Below are 15,372 nucleotides of genomic sequence, written 5' to 3' on the forward strand. Positions count from 1 at the left end.
GTGAAGCCGCCTCCTACTCGATGTGAAACAAAAACGGCATGAGCTACCCGTCGCCTGCTTATTTACCGCGCGACTTTTTCCTGTCAATGACAGTCAGTAGACTTGTAACTGTTTCAAGACACTAAACGGTGCGACGCTAAGCATCGATCTGTTGCACAATATGCCCCGAACCGTTTTCCTCAGGATGTTCAATGTTTAGATCAATTCCCATGCATGTTGTCGGACTGGCCTTGGTGCTGGTCGCCGCTGCCGGTTGTTCGTCGAAGAAGGCCGCCATCTATGAGCATGAGAACTTCGACGACTCAGGAACGTTTTCGCGCAGCTACCCGGTGACCGATGCGCAGACCTGCGAAGCAGCCCGTCGGGCTTTGCTCAGCCAGGGTTACATCATCACCAGCGCCGATCCGAAGCTGGTCAGTGGTCACAAGAGCTTCCAGCAGACTGGCGAGACCCACATGGAGATCAGCTTCAACGTGGTCTGTGCCGATGACGGCAGCGAAGGGCATCACGCGACCATGTTCGCCAATGCGCTGCAGGACCGTTATGCGCTGAAGAAGACCAATAACTCCGCCAGCCTCGGTGTTGGTGTGTTGGGCTCGGTATCGATGCCAATCGGCTCGTCCGACGACTCGATGGTCAAGGTCGCCAGTGAAACCGTGTCCTCGGCCAAGTTCTACGAGCGTTTCTTTGCCCTGGTCGAGTTGTTCCTTCCGCCGGAGGCGAAGAAGGCGGCACACATTACCGAGAAGCCGAAGACTGATCTGGGTGTGCCCGAAGCCAAGGCTGCGCCGGCTCAGTTGGCGCCGACTTCGACCCCGGCGACAGAACCTGCTCCTGCTCCTGCTCCTGCTCCTGCGCCGGCAGCTGCACCAACCGAAACCGCTCCTGCTGCTTCAGAGCCTGTTGTGCCACCTGCCGAAACAGCGCCGATTACCCCGGCGCAGAGCAGCGAGCCGAGTTCGTCCACCGAAACAGTATCTCCACCGGCGGATTCAAGCACCATGCCGGCACCGACCGAACCAATTTCGGCCATGCCTGTCTCCGGCCAGTAATGGGCTGATGTTACGGGATCGGGTCAGACGACTCCGATCCCGCAACACCTTCCAAGATTGATCCACATCAAATCGAGCTGTATTCCTACAGCTCGTATCGAAAAAAACCTGTGATAAATTCCTGACCACCTGCTACGTTTTATTCAGTAGCGACGTAGTGTCGTACCAGCGTCATTTTTCTTTCATACGGGCACTTTATGCTCAGGGCGCTGGTCATTTATTCAGACGATTTTTTCAGTAGGCGATGGGGGTTTAATAATGGACGATTATCAAGAAGAACTGCTCGAGTACCAGGCGTTTGAACTGGACCCGCTGGAGCCGGCTGAAGACGCTACCGAGCTTTAGGGGGCGCCGCGGGGAAACTTATTGAGAGCGCCCCTAACCTTACGCGGATTGGCGATGACTGCGGCGAAACTCGCCGGGGGTCTGGCCGTTCCAGCGTTTGAAGGCCCGTTGGAAGGCTTCGGCTGAGGCAAAACCCAGCAGGTAGGCGATTTCCCCGAACGCCAGTTCGGTGTCGCGGATGTAGGTCATGGCGAGGTCGCGGCGTGTGTCGTTGAGAATTGCACGAAACTGCGTGCCTTCCTCGGCGAGTTTGCGACGCAAGGTCCAGGTTGGCAGCTTCAGGCGTGCCGCCACTTCTTCCAGGTCGGGTTCCCGACCACCATTGAGCAACGGCCCCAGTAACTGAGTGATGCGTTCACGCAGGCTGCGGGTGCGTGTCAGTTGCTCCAGTTCCCGTTCACACAGTTGCAGCAGGAGCCGCCAGGTGCTCGGGCAGTGTTCCGGGTTGCGCTGGGCGAGGTTATCCAGGCTCAGGCGCAGTTGATTCTGTTCGGCGCCAAACTGAATCGGACAATCCCCCAGCACGGCGTACGCCTCGCGGTAATCCGGCGCTTCAAATTCGATCTCGATCCGTTCAGCACGTAGCGGGGCAGGGCTTACGCTGGACAATTGCTGCAACCAGCCGGTGATGATCGAATCCACCACGAAGCGGTTGTAGGCGTTATAGGGACTGATGGAATAGAACCGCAGCCAGGCGCCTTGGGCATCTTCATGAAAGCTCGACTGGCCGCGATAGTTGGAACCGTACAGCGCTTCGAAGCGAATCAGGCAGCGCGCCGCTTCGCGCACAGTGGGTGCCTGGGCGGCGGTGACTCCGGCCAGACCGGCCTGGCTCAAACGACTGAGCTGGCCCATGCGTAAACCCAGTGCCGGGTCGTCGGTCAGTTGAATGGCGCCGTGACCCAGGCGCATGTAGCGCGGGATCGAGAGGCGGGCGCCGGCCTCGGCCAGTCGCGCGGCGTCGAGGCCGTACTGTTCGAGCAGTGGTTGTGGGTCCAGGCCATGGCTGCGCACGGCGTCGGCCAGGCTATGGACGAAGCCTACCGACAAATCCCCGAGGCGCATCGGCTGCGGTTTCATAGGCTTACAGCCAGAGGTTCAGCAAACGCGCGCCCCGGGCATCGCCGTCGGCGAATTGTTGCCCGTTGCTGCTGAGGAAGCTTTGACCGGCGCTGCTCTTGTCCCAGAACTGACCGCGCAGGAACACGCTCATGCCGGCGATGGCCTGGCTGGCGGACGGTTGGGCAATCAGCGTCAACCGATGCCAGGCCTGACCTTCACTGAGTTCGCCAGCCTTGAGGCTGACAGAGTTCGGTGTGGACTGACCTTTGTACCCGCGCCACGGTTGATCCCAGGACCCGCGCCCGACGATGAACGCAGGGACCGCCACCAGTTGCGCGCCTTGATCGTCGAGTTTGCGATAGTTTTCCGGATACCAACTGTCGCTGCCGATCAACACGCCCAAGCGTCCGGCCGGTGTGTCGACGACGTTGATCGTGTGTTCGGAATTGGCATCGACGGTGTCGTGACCAGCGAAAGTCGGGTGCATTTGCCGCTGCGGCTGGCCGATCGGCAAACCGTCGCGACCGAACACGACGCTGCTGTTGTACAGGGCACCGCGGCCAATCTTCAGGGTGCCATCGCTGACACTCGGCTCGGGCAACACGATGGAACCCGCCACCAGAGTGATGTGGAATTCTTTCGCCAAACCGCCGAACAGCGCCTGGTAACTCTTGGCCATTTTCTTGGCTTTCATCCGCAAGTGCGCGTCGTCGAGACGGCTGCCGCCCTCGGCACTGATCAGGGCGCGGATGAACTGCAACGGGTTGCTCACCGCCAGCCAGTTCATGGCTTCCTTGAGCGTAGTGGCCTGGTACAGCTCGTCTTTCTCGCCGCTGACCATCAGCCAGGTGCCGATATGTTCAGGCAGTACGACGATGGTCTTTTCATTCAGCAGGCCTTGGTCCTGAGCCTTCTGCAAATAAGCCGCGAGCTTGCGGTGCAGGCGTTCGGGGCTTTGATAGTCGGTGGGGAACAGCTCGGGCTGGATACCCAGCAGATTGCCGCGATCGGCGGGCGTGCCCTGATCGACCGCGAGACTGATGCGCAGGTCCGACAGGTAATGACCCACCGGACGGTCCGCGGCCCACATGGCGTAGGTCGTGAGGGCGGCGATCAACGCCATGGAGAAAGTCAGGTACAAAAGTTTGCGCATGGGGAAACAGTCAACGACCGTGTGCAGGGTTCGCGACTAGGGTAGGGCCCATGCCCGCACTTGCCAAGGGGCGCTGCACATTTGGATCAATAAGTTGTCAGTTACGGTCATTGAGTGACAGCAGTGCGACTCTTAGTCTGTCGAACATGACTGATGGGGGCCGAAGAGCTCCTGCATTTTTTCCGTGATCGCTCGTTGTGGAGTTACCGATGGCCGCCGCTCATTACCCGCACCTGTTGGCCCCGCTGGACCTGGGTTTTACCACGTTGCGCAACCGCACCCTGATGGGCTCGATGCACACGGGTCTTGAGGAAAAGCCCGGCGGTTTCGAGCGCATGGCCGCGTACTTCGCCGAGCGTGCCCGTGGTGGCGTTGGCCTGATGGTCACCGGCGGTATCGGCCCGAATGATGAGGGCGGGGTTTACTCTGGCGCGGCCAAGCTGACCACCGAGGAAGAGGCGCTCAAGCACCTGATCGTCACCCGGGCAGTGCACGAGGCCGGCGGCAAGATCTGCATGCAGATTCTCCATGCCGGGCGTTATGCCTACAGCCCAAAGCAAGTGGCGCCGAGCGCGATCCAGGCGCCGATCAACCCGTTCAAGCCTAAAGAGCTGGACGAGGAAGGCATCGAGAAGCAGATCAGCGACTTCGTCACCTGCTCGACCCTAGCGCAAAAAGCCGAGTACGACGGCGTCGAAATCATGGGCTCTGAAGGTTATTTCATTAACCAGTTCCTCGCGGCCCACACCAACCATCGCACCGACCGTTGGGGCGGTGCTTACGAAAACCGCATGCGCCTGCCGGTAGAAATTGTCCGCCGGGTGCGCGAAGCGGTCGGCCCGAACTTCATCATTATCTTCCGCCTGTCGATGCTCGATCTGGTGGAAGGTGGCAGCAGCTGGGAAGAGATCGTGCAATTGGCCAAGGCCATCGAGCAGGCCGGTGCGACGATCATCAACACCGGCATCGGCTGGCACGAAGCGCGGATTCCGACCATCGCCACCAAAGTGCCGCGTGCGGCGTTCAGCAAGGTCACGGCCAAGCTGCGCGGTTCAGTGAACATTCCGCTGATCACCACCAACCGCATCAACACCCCGGAAGTCGCCGAGCAGATCCTGGCCGACGGCGATGCCGACATGGTGTCCATGGCGCGCCCGTTCCTCGCCGACCCGGACTTCGTCAACAAGGCTGCGGCCGGTCGTGGCGATGAAATCAACACCTGCATCGGTTGCAACCAGGCATGCCTGGATCACACCTTTGGCGGCAAGTTGACCAGTTGCCTGGTGAACCCGCGGGCCTGCCATGAAACCGAACTCAACTACCTGCCGGTGCAGCAGATCAAGAAAATCGCCGTGGTCGGTGCCGGCCCTGCCGGTCTGTCCGCCGCCACTGTGGCCGCCGAACGTGGCCATCAGGTGACGTTGTTCGATTCGGCCTGCGAAATCGGCGGCCAGTTCAACATCGCCAAGCGCGTGCCGGGCAAAGAAGAGTTCTTCGAAACCCTGCGCTACTTCAACCGCAAATTGCAGACCACCAACGTCGAGCTGTGCCTGAATACCCGTGTCGATGTGGCGAAGCTGGTTGAGGGCGGTTACGACGAAATCATCCTGGCGACCGGTATTGCGCCACGGGTGCCGGCGATTCCGGGCGTCGAGCATGCCAAGGTGCTGAGCTACCTGGACGTGATCCTCGAGCGTAAACCGGTGGGCAAGCGCGTCGCAGTGATCGGCGCCGGCGGTATCGGTTTCGACGTGTCGGAATTCCTCGTTCACAAGGGCGTGGCCACCAGTCAGGACCGCGAAGCGTTCTGGAAAGAGTGGGGCATTGATACACACCTCGAAGCGCGCGGCGGCGTTGCGGGAATCAAGGCCGAGCCGCATGCGCCGGCCCGTGAAGTGTTCCTGCTGCAACGCAAGAAATCCAAGGTCGGCGACGGCCTGGGCAAGACCACTGGCTGGATTCACCGTACCGGCCTGAAGAACAAGCAGGTACAGATGCTCAACAGCGTCGAGTACCTGAAGATCGACGATGAAGGCCTGCACATCCGCATCGGCGAAAGCGGTGAACCGCAGGTGCTGCCGGTGGACAACATCGTGATCTGCGCCGGACAGGATCCGTTGCGTGAGTTGCAGGACGGTTTGCTCGCGGCGGGGCAGAACGTGCACTTGATCGGCGGCGCGGACGTGGCGGCGGAGCTGGATGCCAAGCGCGCGATCAACCAGGGTTCGCGGTTGGCGGCTGAGTTGTAATACGCATAACTCTGTGGCGAGGGAGCTTGCTCCCGCTGGAGGCCGAAGGACTCCCCTTTCAGCGATGGTGTTGTGTCAGGTTAATCACCGTCGCTGATTTTACGGCTGCTGCGCAGCCGAGCGGGAGCAAGCTCCCTCGCCACATGTGGGCTGCTAAGATACCGGCTCTTTACATCGAGCCGGCATCAATGCTTTCCCCTCCAACAGACTGGCTACCCCAAGCCCCCCTCGAACCCCTTCACCTCGACTGGCTCACCACTGCCGGCATCGACGTCGCGATCCTGCGTCTGGACCAGATCGACCCGCTGATCAGCGGTAACAAGTGGTTCAAACTCATCGAACACCTCAAAGCCGCCGACCAGAATGGTGCCCAAGGCATCATCAGTCTGGGTGGTGCCCATTCCAATCATCTCCATGCATTGGCTGCGGCGGGCAAACGCTTCGGTTTCACCACCGTCGGCCTGCTGCGCGGGCATCCGCAAGACACCCCGACGGTGAAGGACTTGCAGGCGTTCGGCATGCACTTGCATTGGTTGGGCTATGGCGGTTATCGAGCGCGGCACGAGCCAGGCTTCTGGGCGCCATGGCGGGAGCAATACCCCGAGCTACATCCTGTACCGGAAGGTGGCGGCGGCTTGCTTGGGGCGAAGGGCTGCGGGCAATTGTTAACTCTGGCCTGCGAGCAATTGAGTGGTCTGGGCTGGAGCAACTACGACGGCTGGTGGCTGGCCTGCGGAACGGGTACCACCCTGGCCGGTCTGGTTCTGGCCGAGGCGGGTGAGCATCCGGTGTATGGCGCGTTGGCGGTGCCTGACGATCATGGTGTGGCGCAGCAGGTCGAGATGATTGTGCAGGAAGCTGGACTGATCGATCCCGCCTATGAACTGTTGGACGCCAGCCGTGGCGGTTTTGCCAAAGTCGATCCGTCGTTGCTTGCGTTCATCGAGCAGACCGTGCAAGCCAGCGGCATTCCCCTCGAACCGCTGTACACCGGCAAAGCGCTGCTGGCGCTCAAGCTGCAAATCGAGGCGGGTAAATTTGCCCGGGGCACGCGCTTGATCTTCATCCACACCGGCGGCTTGCAGGGCCGCCGGGGGTTCAGTTCACGGCGAGAGGGCTAAATCCTGTAGGAGCGAGGCTTGCCCGCGAAGAACGATGACGCGTGATACCTGAAAAGCCGCGGTGCATTCTTCGCGGGCAAGTCGGATCGCCGCACCGCTCGCTCCTACAGGTTTTGTGTCTTGATTTACCACCCCGGGCTCAAACGCGCTTGGGCATCATCCGCAGCAAGGTGTTATCGCGCACCACATAGTGGTGGTAAAGCCCGGCCACGGCGTGGAGTCCGATCAGCCAATAGCCGATCGTCCCGCCGAGCACATGCCAGCCCTCAAGCTGCTTGGCCAGCGGTTTGTTTTCTTCGATCAGCAACGGCAGGTCGATGCCATAGAACATCACCTGATGCCCCTCGGCGCTGGTAATCAGCCAGCCCAGAATCGGCATGGTGATCATGAAAATATACAACGCCCAATGCATCAGTTTGGCGAGCAGGGTTTGCCAGCGAGGCGAGGCGGGAAAGATCTGCGGCGCCGGCCCCAGGCTGCGGGCGAACAGCCGCAGCCAGACCAGCACGAACACCGTCAAGCCGAGCATGAAGTGCGCTTCCTTGATCAGCGTCCGGCCGCCACTGCCTTTGGGAAAGATCCCACGCAATTCGATGCAGGCGTAAACCACTATTAGCAGTACCAGCATCAACCAGTGCAGCGCGATTGATACGGTGCTGTAGCGTGATTCGGAGTTCTTCCAGGGCATACGGTGTTTCCTCACAGATCTGGTCTGAAGTCACCGTTCTTGTTCGACGGCGTGGGTTAACTGTAATCCTGTTTCGGTGGGTTTGCCTGAGGCGAATTGGCTGTTCAATGCTCTGGATCAAGTGATCGGCCACAAAAAAGCGCCAGTTCCGTTAAAGGAGCTGGCGCTTTTTTATGAAACGAGAGGTGTAATCAGTCGGTTTGCGGCATCTCGCCGTTGGCCAGGCGCTTGTTGATGTCGGCGATCACTTCGGGCAAGTCGGTTATGGTGTCGATCATGTAGTGCGGCCGCGAGCCTTCGAACATCGCGTGAATGCGCTTGCGTTCGCTGGCCAGTTTATCGCTGCTCAGGGCGCGATAGCCTTCGTAGTCCAGACCCAGCGCGTTGCCGGAGCAGATCAATGCCACGGTCCACATGCCGGCGCGGCGACCTTCGAGAATGCCCGGCACCGTGTCGTCGATCTTCACACAGGCCGCGACGTCGTCGATGCCCAAGGCAATCACGTTGGCCAGCGCCTGAGCCGGCCATGGGCGTCCATTGGGCACTTCATCGGTGGCGACCACGTGATCGGCGATGTAGCCGTTGGTGGCGGCCAGTTCGACGACTTTGTCCATGACCTGTTTCGGGTAGCCGGAGCACGAACCGATCTTGATCCCTTGCTGGCGTAGGTTGGCGATGGTTTCCAGGGCGCCCGGAATCAGGGCCGAGTGTTCGGCGATTTTTTCGATTTGCAGCGGCATGAAGCGTTTGTAAATGGCGGTGACGTCATCGTCAGTCGGGGCGCGACCGAACACGTTGCGGTAACGCTCGGCGACTTGCGGCTGATCGCACAGGGTACGAATGTGGTCCCACTTGCCCATACCCATCGGCCCGCGGGCTTCTTCGATGGACACCTGGACGTCGAACTCGGCGAAGGCTTCGACGAAAATCTGCGTCGGGGCGAAGGAACCGAAGTCGACGACAGTGCCGGCCCAGTCGAGGATGGCGGCTTGGAGTTTGGTTGGGTTGGTGTAGTTCATGTAAATGATCCTGTGTAGGAGCGAGGCTTGCCCGCGAAGAACGATAATTCGGTTTAACTGACTGACCGTGTCGTCTGCATTCGCGGGCAAGCCTCGCTCCTACAGGGACGGCGGTGTCTGTTAATTCAGATTTCGAGTACTTCCATCTCGCGTAGCACGTCGGCGATCGCCGCCACTGCCGCGTGCATTTCGGCCTGGTTGACGTGGCCGATGCAGCCGACGCGGAAGGTTTCGACCTGGGTCAGTTTGCCGGGGTAGAGGATGAAACCCTTGGCCTTGACCCGTTCGTAGAATTCCTTGAACTGATAGCGCGGGTCTTTCGGCGCGTGGAAGGTGACGATGATCGGCGCCTGGATCGCGGCCGGAAGGAAGCTGCGCAGCCCCAGTTTGGCCATGTCATCGAGCAGCACCTGGCAGTTGTTGGCGTAGCGCTGATGCCGTGCGGGCAAGCCGCCTTCTTCGTTGTATTGCAGCAGGGCTTCGTGCAGCGCCGCGACCACGTGGGTCGGCGGGGTGAAGCGCCATTGGCCGGTCTTGGCCATGTAGGTGTGCTGGTCGAACAAGTCCATCGCCAGTGAGTGCGAATTGCCGGTGGCTTTCGCCAGTGCTTCTTTGCGCGCAAAGACGAAGCCCATCCCCGGAACACCTTCCAGGCATTTGCCCGAGGCGGCGATCAGCGCATCGAACGGCACATCTTGGGCATCGATCGGCAGGGCGCCAAACGAGCTCATGGCGTCGATGATCAGGCGTTTGCCGTGTTGCTCGATGACGTGGGCGATGTCCGCCAGCGGGTTGAGGATGCCGGTGCTGGTTTCGCAGTGAATCAGCGCGACGTGGGTGATGCTGGCGTCGCCTCGCAGCAAGCGGTCGACGTCGGCGGCGGTGGTTGGTTCGTCTTCGGCGGTTTCGAAGGTGCTGAACGAACGGCCGAGCACTTCACAGATCTTCGCCAGGCGTTTGCCGTAGGCGCCGTTGATCAGCACCAGCACTTTACCGTCCCGAGGCACCAGTGTGCCGATGGCCGCTTCGACCGCGAACGTGCCGCTGCCTTGTAACGGAACGCAGTGATGGCTGTCGGCACCGTTGATGATCGTCAGCAGTTGTTCGCAGAGGCTGGCGGTCAGTTGGTTGAAGCGGTCATCCCATGAGCCCCAGTCGACCATCATTGCCTGACGGGTGCGGCTCGATGTGGTCAATGGGCCGGGGGTGAGCAGGATGGGCTCGGCAGTACTCATTCTTGTGTCCTCGCAAAAGCTCAGTGGGATGAAGCTACGGGACATAAATTGCAATTCGGTGAGCTATCAATCAAATTGTTTGTTGTTATGCCAGCCATCAGTGAGGGTTATTCATGAATCTGTTCCAGCTGCGCGCCTTCGATGCCGTGGCCCGGGAGGGCAGCTTCACCCGCGCCGCCGAGCGGCTGTTCATCAGTCAACCGGCCGTCACCGGGCACATCAAGGCGCTGGAGGAGCACTACCAGATCACCTTGCTGCGACGCACCGCGCGGCGCGTCGAGCTGACGGAAGAGGGCACCAAACTGGCAGCAATCACCCGGGCGATGTTTGGCTTGGCCGAAGAAGCGCAGGTGATGCTGGAGGCCAACCGGCAGTTGCTGACCGGGCGCCTGGAAGTGGCGGCGGACGGGCCGCACATGGTCATGCCGATGCTCGCCAGTTTGCGTGCGCGTTATCCGGGGATCACCGTGAACCTGCGGCTGGGCAATGCCCAGGAAACATTGGCCGCGTTGCTGTCGGAACATGCCGACGTGGCGGTGCTGACCGAGGTCGAGCCGCGCAAGGGGCTGCACCTGCAAGCGTTGAGCGAGTCGAGGATTTGCGCGTTGGTGCCTGCGGGTCATCCGTGGGCGCAGCAGTCGAAAGGGGTGCAGCTCAGGAATCTGGACCAGGTGATCATGGTCTTGCGTGAGCCGAGTTCGATTACCCGACGCACGTTCGACGAGGCGTGCGCTCAGGCCAGGGTCAATCCACGGGTGTTGCTGGAACTGGACAGTCGCGAGGCAGTGACCGAGGCGGTGGCTGCCGAGCTGGGCGTGGGGGTGGTGTCGTCGGTGGAAGTCAGCCACGATCCGCGGGTGGCGGCGGTGCCGATTATTGGCGAGGGGTTGGTCAATCGGCACATGATCGGGTGCGTGGAGCGGCGGCGGGATTTGCGCTTGATCCAGGCGTTTTTTGGGTTGGCGCCTGGCAGATAGACCGGGGTGCGGCTATCGCGGGCAAGCCACGCTCCCACAGGTTTTGCGTCGTACACAAGGTATGCGGCCAGCACAAATCCCTGTGGGAGCGTGGCTTGCCCGCGAAGAGGCCGGGCCTGCCTACACCAGACTCTCGCGAACCATCTCCAGAAACGTCGCCACCACTCGCCGCGAACTCTGTTCGCGCAAACACACCAGCGTCTCCGTCAGCCGCCGTGTGCAATCGGTAATCGGTAACGCGCATACCCGCGAATCCGCACCAAATTCAGCGGCCGACACCACCCCCACGCCAATCCCGACCACCACCGCCTCGCGCGCGGCTTCCCGGCCTTCGACCTCGATCGCCGGGCGGATGCGAAACCCGGCCCGGGCCATTTCCTCTTCCAGGGTCTGGCGGGTTACTGAACCGATTTCCCGCAGCACCAATGGCGTGTCGTCTAGGTCCGCCAAGCAGATGGACTCTCGATCGGCCCACGGATGATGACGCGAAACGAACGCCACCATCGGGTCATTGCGCAGCGGCAACGAGAGCAAACGATCGTCGCTGACATCGCGTCCCAACAGGGCCAGATCGGCCTGATAGTTGAACAGCCGAAACAGTGATTCGTCGGTGTTGCCGGTTTCGATCTTCACGCTGATGCCGGGGTAGCGCTCGCAGAACCGCGCGATTTGCGGCAGCACATGCACCGGCGCATCCACCGCCAGAATCAGGCTGCCGGTCTGCAACGCCTGAGACGCATGAAGCAACTCCTGCGCTTCGGCTTCGATCACGAACAGTCGCTGGGTAATGCTCAACAGACGTTCGCCCAGATCGGTCAGGCGCACCGAGCGTTTATTACGGTGGAACAGCAACACACCGAAACGCTCTTCGAGTTTGCGCACTTGGTCGGAAATCGCCGGTTGCGTCAGAAACAGCCGCTCAGCGGCTTTGGTGAAGCTTCCGTGGACCGCGACGGCGTGAAAGGCTTTGAGCTGGGCGTGGGATACCGACATCGAACCTCCAGTAACAAGCTGAGCTTGTATTCGAAATACGATAAATCGATTTCACTTATTAGTCAGTTATTGTTTTTATCGCCTCAGCCCCAAATGCCCGCGCCGATGTCTGCATTGTCGGTGGCGGCTACACCGGGTTGTGGACGGCGGCGGGCAAGGCCGACAAGGGATGAAACTCAAGGGGTGAGATCCGAGCGGTTGACCAGCCAATCGAGTAGCAGGCGGCCATCGCGGCGTGGTTCGGGAGCAGGCCGGGAAGGCTGGGGATGACCCATGCCGGCACATAGCACCGGTCGGTCCGGGTCACTGTCGAGGAAGCTGATCAGCACTTCGGTGCCGGCCATGGGCAACTTGGAGGAGTCGATCCGCCCATCCGGCGTTGCGAGGGCGACCGGTAGCCAGAAACCGGCGGATTCGTCCGCCTCGAACGCCGGCGTTGGCCATAGCCTGACCTGTATCCGGCCCTGGTCATCGAGCGTCGCCGGTTGCCCGACGGGGCCCAGCACCCAGGCGGTCTGATAGCCAGGGATGCTCGGCCTGGCGTGTTTGAACGCCGGCCTGAAGACCGTTGACCAGGGGATAGCAGTGAACTGATTGCTGTAGCGCCGGGCAATGCCGGGCTGGTCCTCGGCGAGAATCGACGGCTGCTGTCCTTGGTGCCGGATATCTGTGAGCAGCCACTGATCGTTGAAACTCGAGAGCGGGTGCTGCGCCACTTGCAGGATCCGTCCGCTGCACAGTTCGCTCTGGTTACTTTGGCCGTGGATCTGCCGTTGCTGGCAACGCAGGCGTTCCAGTCGTCGGCGGCTGAGCTGATCGTGATGAAGCTGTGTGGGCGCGGGGCGTGCCGTCACCGGTGCCGTTCTGGCGAGCGTGTGGTTGGCCGCTCCATCGCCGACCACCTGCGCGCCGCGGTTTCTGGCCTCCCATCGTACAGGGGTGGGATCTGGATCATGGCGCTGGAACAACTCGCTGATCACCGGCATGACAGAGTCGTTGAATGCGTCGTCCTGGAACGGCATCAGCAGCGGCGCCTGGGGGAAACTCAGGCTGTCATCGGCCAGCACCAGCACGTGCCCGTCGTGCTGATGTTCGAAGTGATAGTGGATGCCTTCTTCTTCACACAGTCGCTGCATGAAGGCCAGATCGCTCTCATCGTACTGAATGCAAAAAGGCCGGGGCGGGTAGCAGCCGTTTGCCAGTTCGAAACGATAACTGTGTTCGGGCAACTGATGCTCCTCCAGCAACTGGCGCACGATCGCCGGCACGTTGAGACGATGAAACACCCGACGCGAGCTGTGCAGGTGAAGTCGTTGAAGATGCGGCGCCAACACCAGGGAGTAGCCGACCCGGTGTGGGCCGCGATGTTCGCGACTGATGCTGTGGATCACGCCGTGAATACCCTGATCACCCTCCAGTCGCAAAAACGCCGGTTGTTGCAGCCATTGGTCGAGGTGCATCGCCGGGGCGAGGCCGATCACGTCGATGTCGAATCGATAGGGTTGGTTGAGACCTTCACGGCCACTGAACTGCAACACCTGCAAACACAAACCGCCGTCGAGCAGTGTCAGGGTGAAGGGACTTTCCTTGTCGTTATGCATCGAACGCGCTTCTGCCATGGAGGATGGGCGCAGAGGGTACGAAACCACAGCCCTTAAGCGTCATCGCAAATCGCCTTTTCAGAATTGCCCTACAAGTGCTGGTGAAAATGTCGATCGGTCTTGGGGTAAAGATCTTGGAATTTTTGGTCGATTGGCATCTTTAGGCCGTATAAACTTGCGCAACGCGTCGGCCAATAGATGTCTCGGCGCCACAGATCAAGAGAGTGAGTAATGGGCGCACAGTGGAAGGTTAAACACAAAGAAGCGGCAGCCAACGCCAAAGGCAAGATCTTCGGCAAACTGGTGAAAGAAATCACCATCGCTGCCCGCAACGGTGCCGATACCACCACCAACGCACACCTGCGTCTGGTGGTCGAACAGGCGAAAAAAGCCTCGATGCCCCGCGAAACCCTGGAACGCGCGATCAAGAAAGGCTCCGGCCAGCTCGGCGAAACCGTGCAATACCATCGCGTGACGTATGAAGGGTTCGCACCGCATCAGGTGCCGCTGATCGTTGAATGCGTGACTGACAACATCAACCGCACCGTCGCTGAAATCCGCGTCGCGTTCCGCAAGGGCCAGTTGGGCGCTTCCGGTTCGGTGGCCTGGGACTTCAACCACGTAGGCATGATCGAGGCGTCCCCGGACAGCCCTGACGCCGATCCGGAAATGGCTGCAATCGAAGCAGGTGCCCAGGATTTTGAGCCGGGTGAAGACGGCGCGACGCTGTTCCTGACCGAACCTGCGGACCTGGATGCGGTACAGAAAGCACTGCCGGAGCAGGGTTTTACGGTGTTGTCGGCCAAGTTGGGTTACCAGCCGAAGAACCCGGTCAGCGGTCTGAGCGATGAGCAGATGGCGGAAGTCGAAGCGTTCCTCGAAGGCCTCGATAACCACGATGACGTGCAGGATATGTTTGTCGGGTTGGCGGGTTAAGCGGTTCCGACAGTTTTGTGGTCTAACTTGTGGCGAGGGGGCTTGCTCCCGTTCGGTTGCGCAGCAGCCGTCGCTTTTGGGGTCGTTTCGCAACCCAACGGGAGCAAGCTCCCTCGCCACAGGTTTTGTATTTGCCGCTAGTTTAATTCAGCCAGTTCCCGCACAACCTCGCTGAACCCCGGCCGTGCCAGCACATCCGGCTGACAGCAACGCTGCTGTAGATCCTCTAACGCGACCCGCTGTTCATCACTCAACCCCGAGTCGATGCGCTCCAGCAATTCCCCTAGCAGCACCCCGAACGCCCGTACTTCGATCCGTTGCAGCGCGCGGCTTTCAAGGCTGTCCGAGGTGGCATGGAAAGACGCCGCGCCAAAGTCGCCCAACAGGCAATCACCGTGCTCGTTCCACATGATGTTGTGACCATAGAGGTCGCCGTGGGTGATGCCTTGGCGGTGCAAATGTTCAGCCACCGAAGCAATGCCATTGGCGATGCGCAGCGCCACGCTGGCGCTGAACCGGGTGTCGTCGGCGTAGACGTCGCGGGTGCAGGACGCCAGGCTCGGCAGCCCGGCCAGGTTGCGGTAACTCGGATCGATCAGTTGCATCACCAGCCCGGTCGTTTGCTGCGGGTGATCGACAATTCGGCCCTCGACCCGGATCAGGTTGGGGTGGATGCCGGCAGTGATGCAGGCATTCATCTCATGCAACGGCGAGCCATCGCTTGTCATTTCGCCTTTGTAGAGTTTCACCGCGACCTGTTTCGTCTGCTCCCACAACGCCTGATGAATAACCCCCGACGCGCCTTCGCCGAGTTTTTTCTCAAGGTTCAACCCCGACCAGGGAATGCTCGCCGTGGCTTCGAGGGCGGCGGCATCGGCTTCGGTTTCCAGCGGGTTACCGGCGTACGCCAGCCAGGTCAGGCTCGGCAGGGTCAGCAGCCA

Annotated in this window: 13 protein-coding genes; 5 read left to right on the forward strand and 8 right to left on the reverse strand. The window is 60.6% G+C overall.

Going from position 1 to position 15,372, the window contains the following annotated elements; all coding sequences use genetic code 11:
• The first annotated feature begins 191 nt into the window (after positions 1 to 191).
• Positions 192 to 1,052 carry a DUF2242 domain-containing protein gene (locus PMI18_RS09615; RefSeq protein ID WP_007903373.1) on the forward strand — a complete coding sequence of 287 codons (861 nt, stop codon included), beginning with the start codon at positions 192 to 194 and terminating at the stop codon, positions 1,050 to 1,052.
• Positions 1,053 to 1,436: 384 nt separating this feature from the next.
• On the opposite strand, the gene PMI18_RS09610 is transcribed toward PMI18_RS09615, so the two are convergent.
• A complete protein-coding gene (locus PMI18_RS09610; protein WP_007903374.1) occupies positions 1,437 to 2,477 on the reverse strand; it encodes an AraC family transcriptional regulator in 1,041 nt (346 codons plus the stop codon).
• Between the two features lie 4 nt (positions 2,478 to 2,481).
• The gene (locus PMI18_RS09605; RefSeq protein WP_007903376.1) at positions 2,482 to 3,612 is read right to left on the reverse strand and encodes a carbon-nitrogen hydrolase family protein; all 1,131 of its coding nucleotides are present in this window, start codon (positions 3,610 to 3,612) and stop codon (positions 2,482 to 2,484) included.
• Between the two features lie 209 nt (positions 3,613 to 3,821).
• On the opposite strand from PMI18_RS09605, the gene PMI18_RS09600 reads away from it, so the two are divergent.
• Positions 3,822 to 5,861, forward strand: a complete 2,040-nt coding sequence (locus PMI18_RS09600; protein WP_007903377.1) for an NADPH-dependent 2,4-dienoyl-CoA reductase — start codon at positions 3,822 to 3,824, stop codon at positions 5,859 to 5,861.
• 188 nt (positions 5,862 to 6,049) lie between these two features.
• Positions 6,050 to 6,982: a 1-aminocyclopropane-1-carboxylate deaminase/D-cysteine desulfhydrase gene (locus PMI18_RS09595; protein ID WP_007903378.1), complete on the forward strand. Its 933-nt coding sequence runs from the start codon at positions 6,050 to 6,052 to the stop codon at positions 6,980 to 6,982.
• Positions 6,983 to 7,121: 139 nt separating this feature from the next.
• Here PMI18_RS09595 and PMI18_RS09590 read toward each other — a convergent pair whose 3' ends face one another.
• From PMI18_RS09590 to PMI18_RS09580, 3 genes are all read right to left on the reverse strand, one after another.
• Positions 7,122 to 7,670: a cytochrome b gene (locus PMI18_RS09590; protein WP_007903380.1), complete on the reverse strand. Its 549-nt coding sequence runs from the start codon at positions 7,668 to 7,670 to the stop codon at positions 7,122 to 7,124.
• Positions 7,671 to 7,861: 191 nt separating this feature from the next.
• Positions 7,862 to 8,689, reverse strand: a complete 828-nt coding sequence (phnX, locus tag PMI18_RS09585; RefSeq protein WP_007903381.1) for a phosphonoacetaldehyde hydrolase — start codon at positions 8,687 to 8,689, stop codon at positions 7,862 to 7,864.
• A gap of 125 nt (positions 8,690 to 8,814) precedes the next feature.
• Positions 8,815 to 9,924, reverse strand: coding sequence for a 2-aminoethylphosphonate--pyruvate transaminase (locus tag PMI18_RS09580; RefSeq protein WP_007903383.1), 1,110 nt, complete (start codon positions 9,922 to 9,924; stop codon positions 8,815 to 8,817).
• A gap of 113 nt (positions 9,925 to 10,037) precedes the next feature.
• On the opposite strand from PMI18_RS09580, the gene PMI18_RS09575 reads away from it, so the two are divergent.
• Positions 10,038 to 10,901, forward strand: a complete 864-nt coding sequence (locus PMI18_RS09575) for a LysR substrate-binding domain-containing protein (RefSeq protein ID WP_007903386.1) — start codon at positions 10,038 to 10,040, stop codon at positions 10,899 to 10,901.
• A gap of 120 nt (positions 10,902 to 11,021) precedes the next feature.
• On the opposite strand, the gene PMI18_RS09570 is transcribed toward PMI18_RS09575, so the two are convergent.
• Both PMI18_RS09570 and PMI18_RS09565 read right to left on the reverse strand, forming a co-directional pair.
• Entirely contained in the window at positions 11,022 to 11,894 is an 873-nt protein-coding gene (locus PMI18_RS09570) for a LysR family transcriptional regulator (RefSeq protein WP_007903388.1), read from the reverse strand.
• Positions 11,895 to 12,070: 176 nt separating this feature from the next.
• A complete protein-coding gene (locus PMI18_RS09565; protein WP_007903390.1) occupies positions 12,071 to 13,495 on the reverse strand; it encodes a type VI secretion system Vgr family protein in 1,425 nt (474 codons plus the stop codon).
• Positions 13,496 to 13,726: 231 nt separating this feature from the next.
• Here PMI18_RS09565 and PMI18_RS09560 point away from each other — a divergent pair, with 231 nt between their 5' ends.
• Complete coding sequence (locus PMI18_RS09560; RefSeq protein WP_007903391.1) at positions 13,727 to 14,431, forward strand: YebC/PmpR family DNA-binding transcriptional regulator; 705 nt, start codon at positions 13,727 to 13,729, stop codon at positions 14,429 to 14,431.
• Between the two features lie 137 nt (positions 14,432 to 14,568).
• Here PMI18_RS09560 and PMI18_RS09555 read toward each other — a convergent pair.
• A partial coding sequence (locus PMI18_RS09555; RefSeq protein WP_007903394.1) for a protein kinase occupies positions 14,569 to 15,372 on the reverse strand: 804 nt, incomplete at its 5' end.

The sequence above is a fragment of the Pseudomonas sp. GM102 genome (genome assembly GCF_000282555.1).
Taxonomy (GTDB): domain Bacteria; phylum Pseudomonadota; class Gammaproteobacteria; order Pseudomonadales; family Pseudomonadaceae; genus Aquipseudomonas.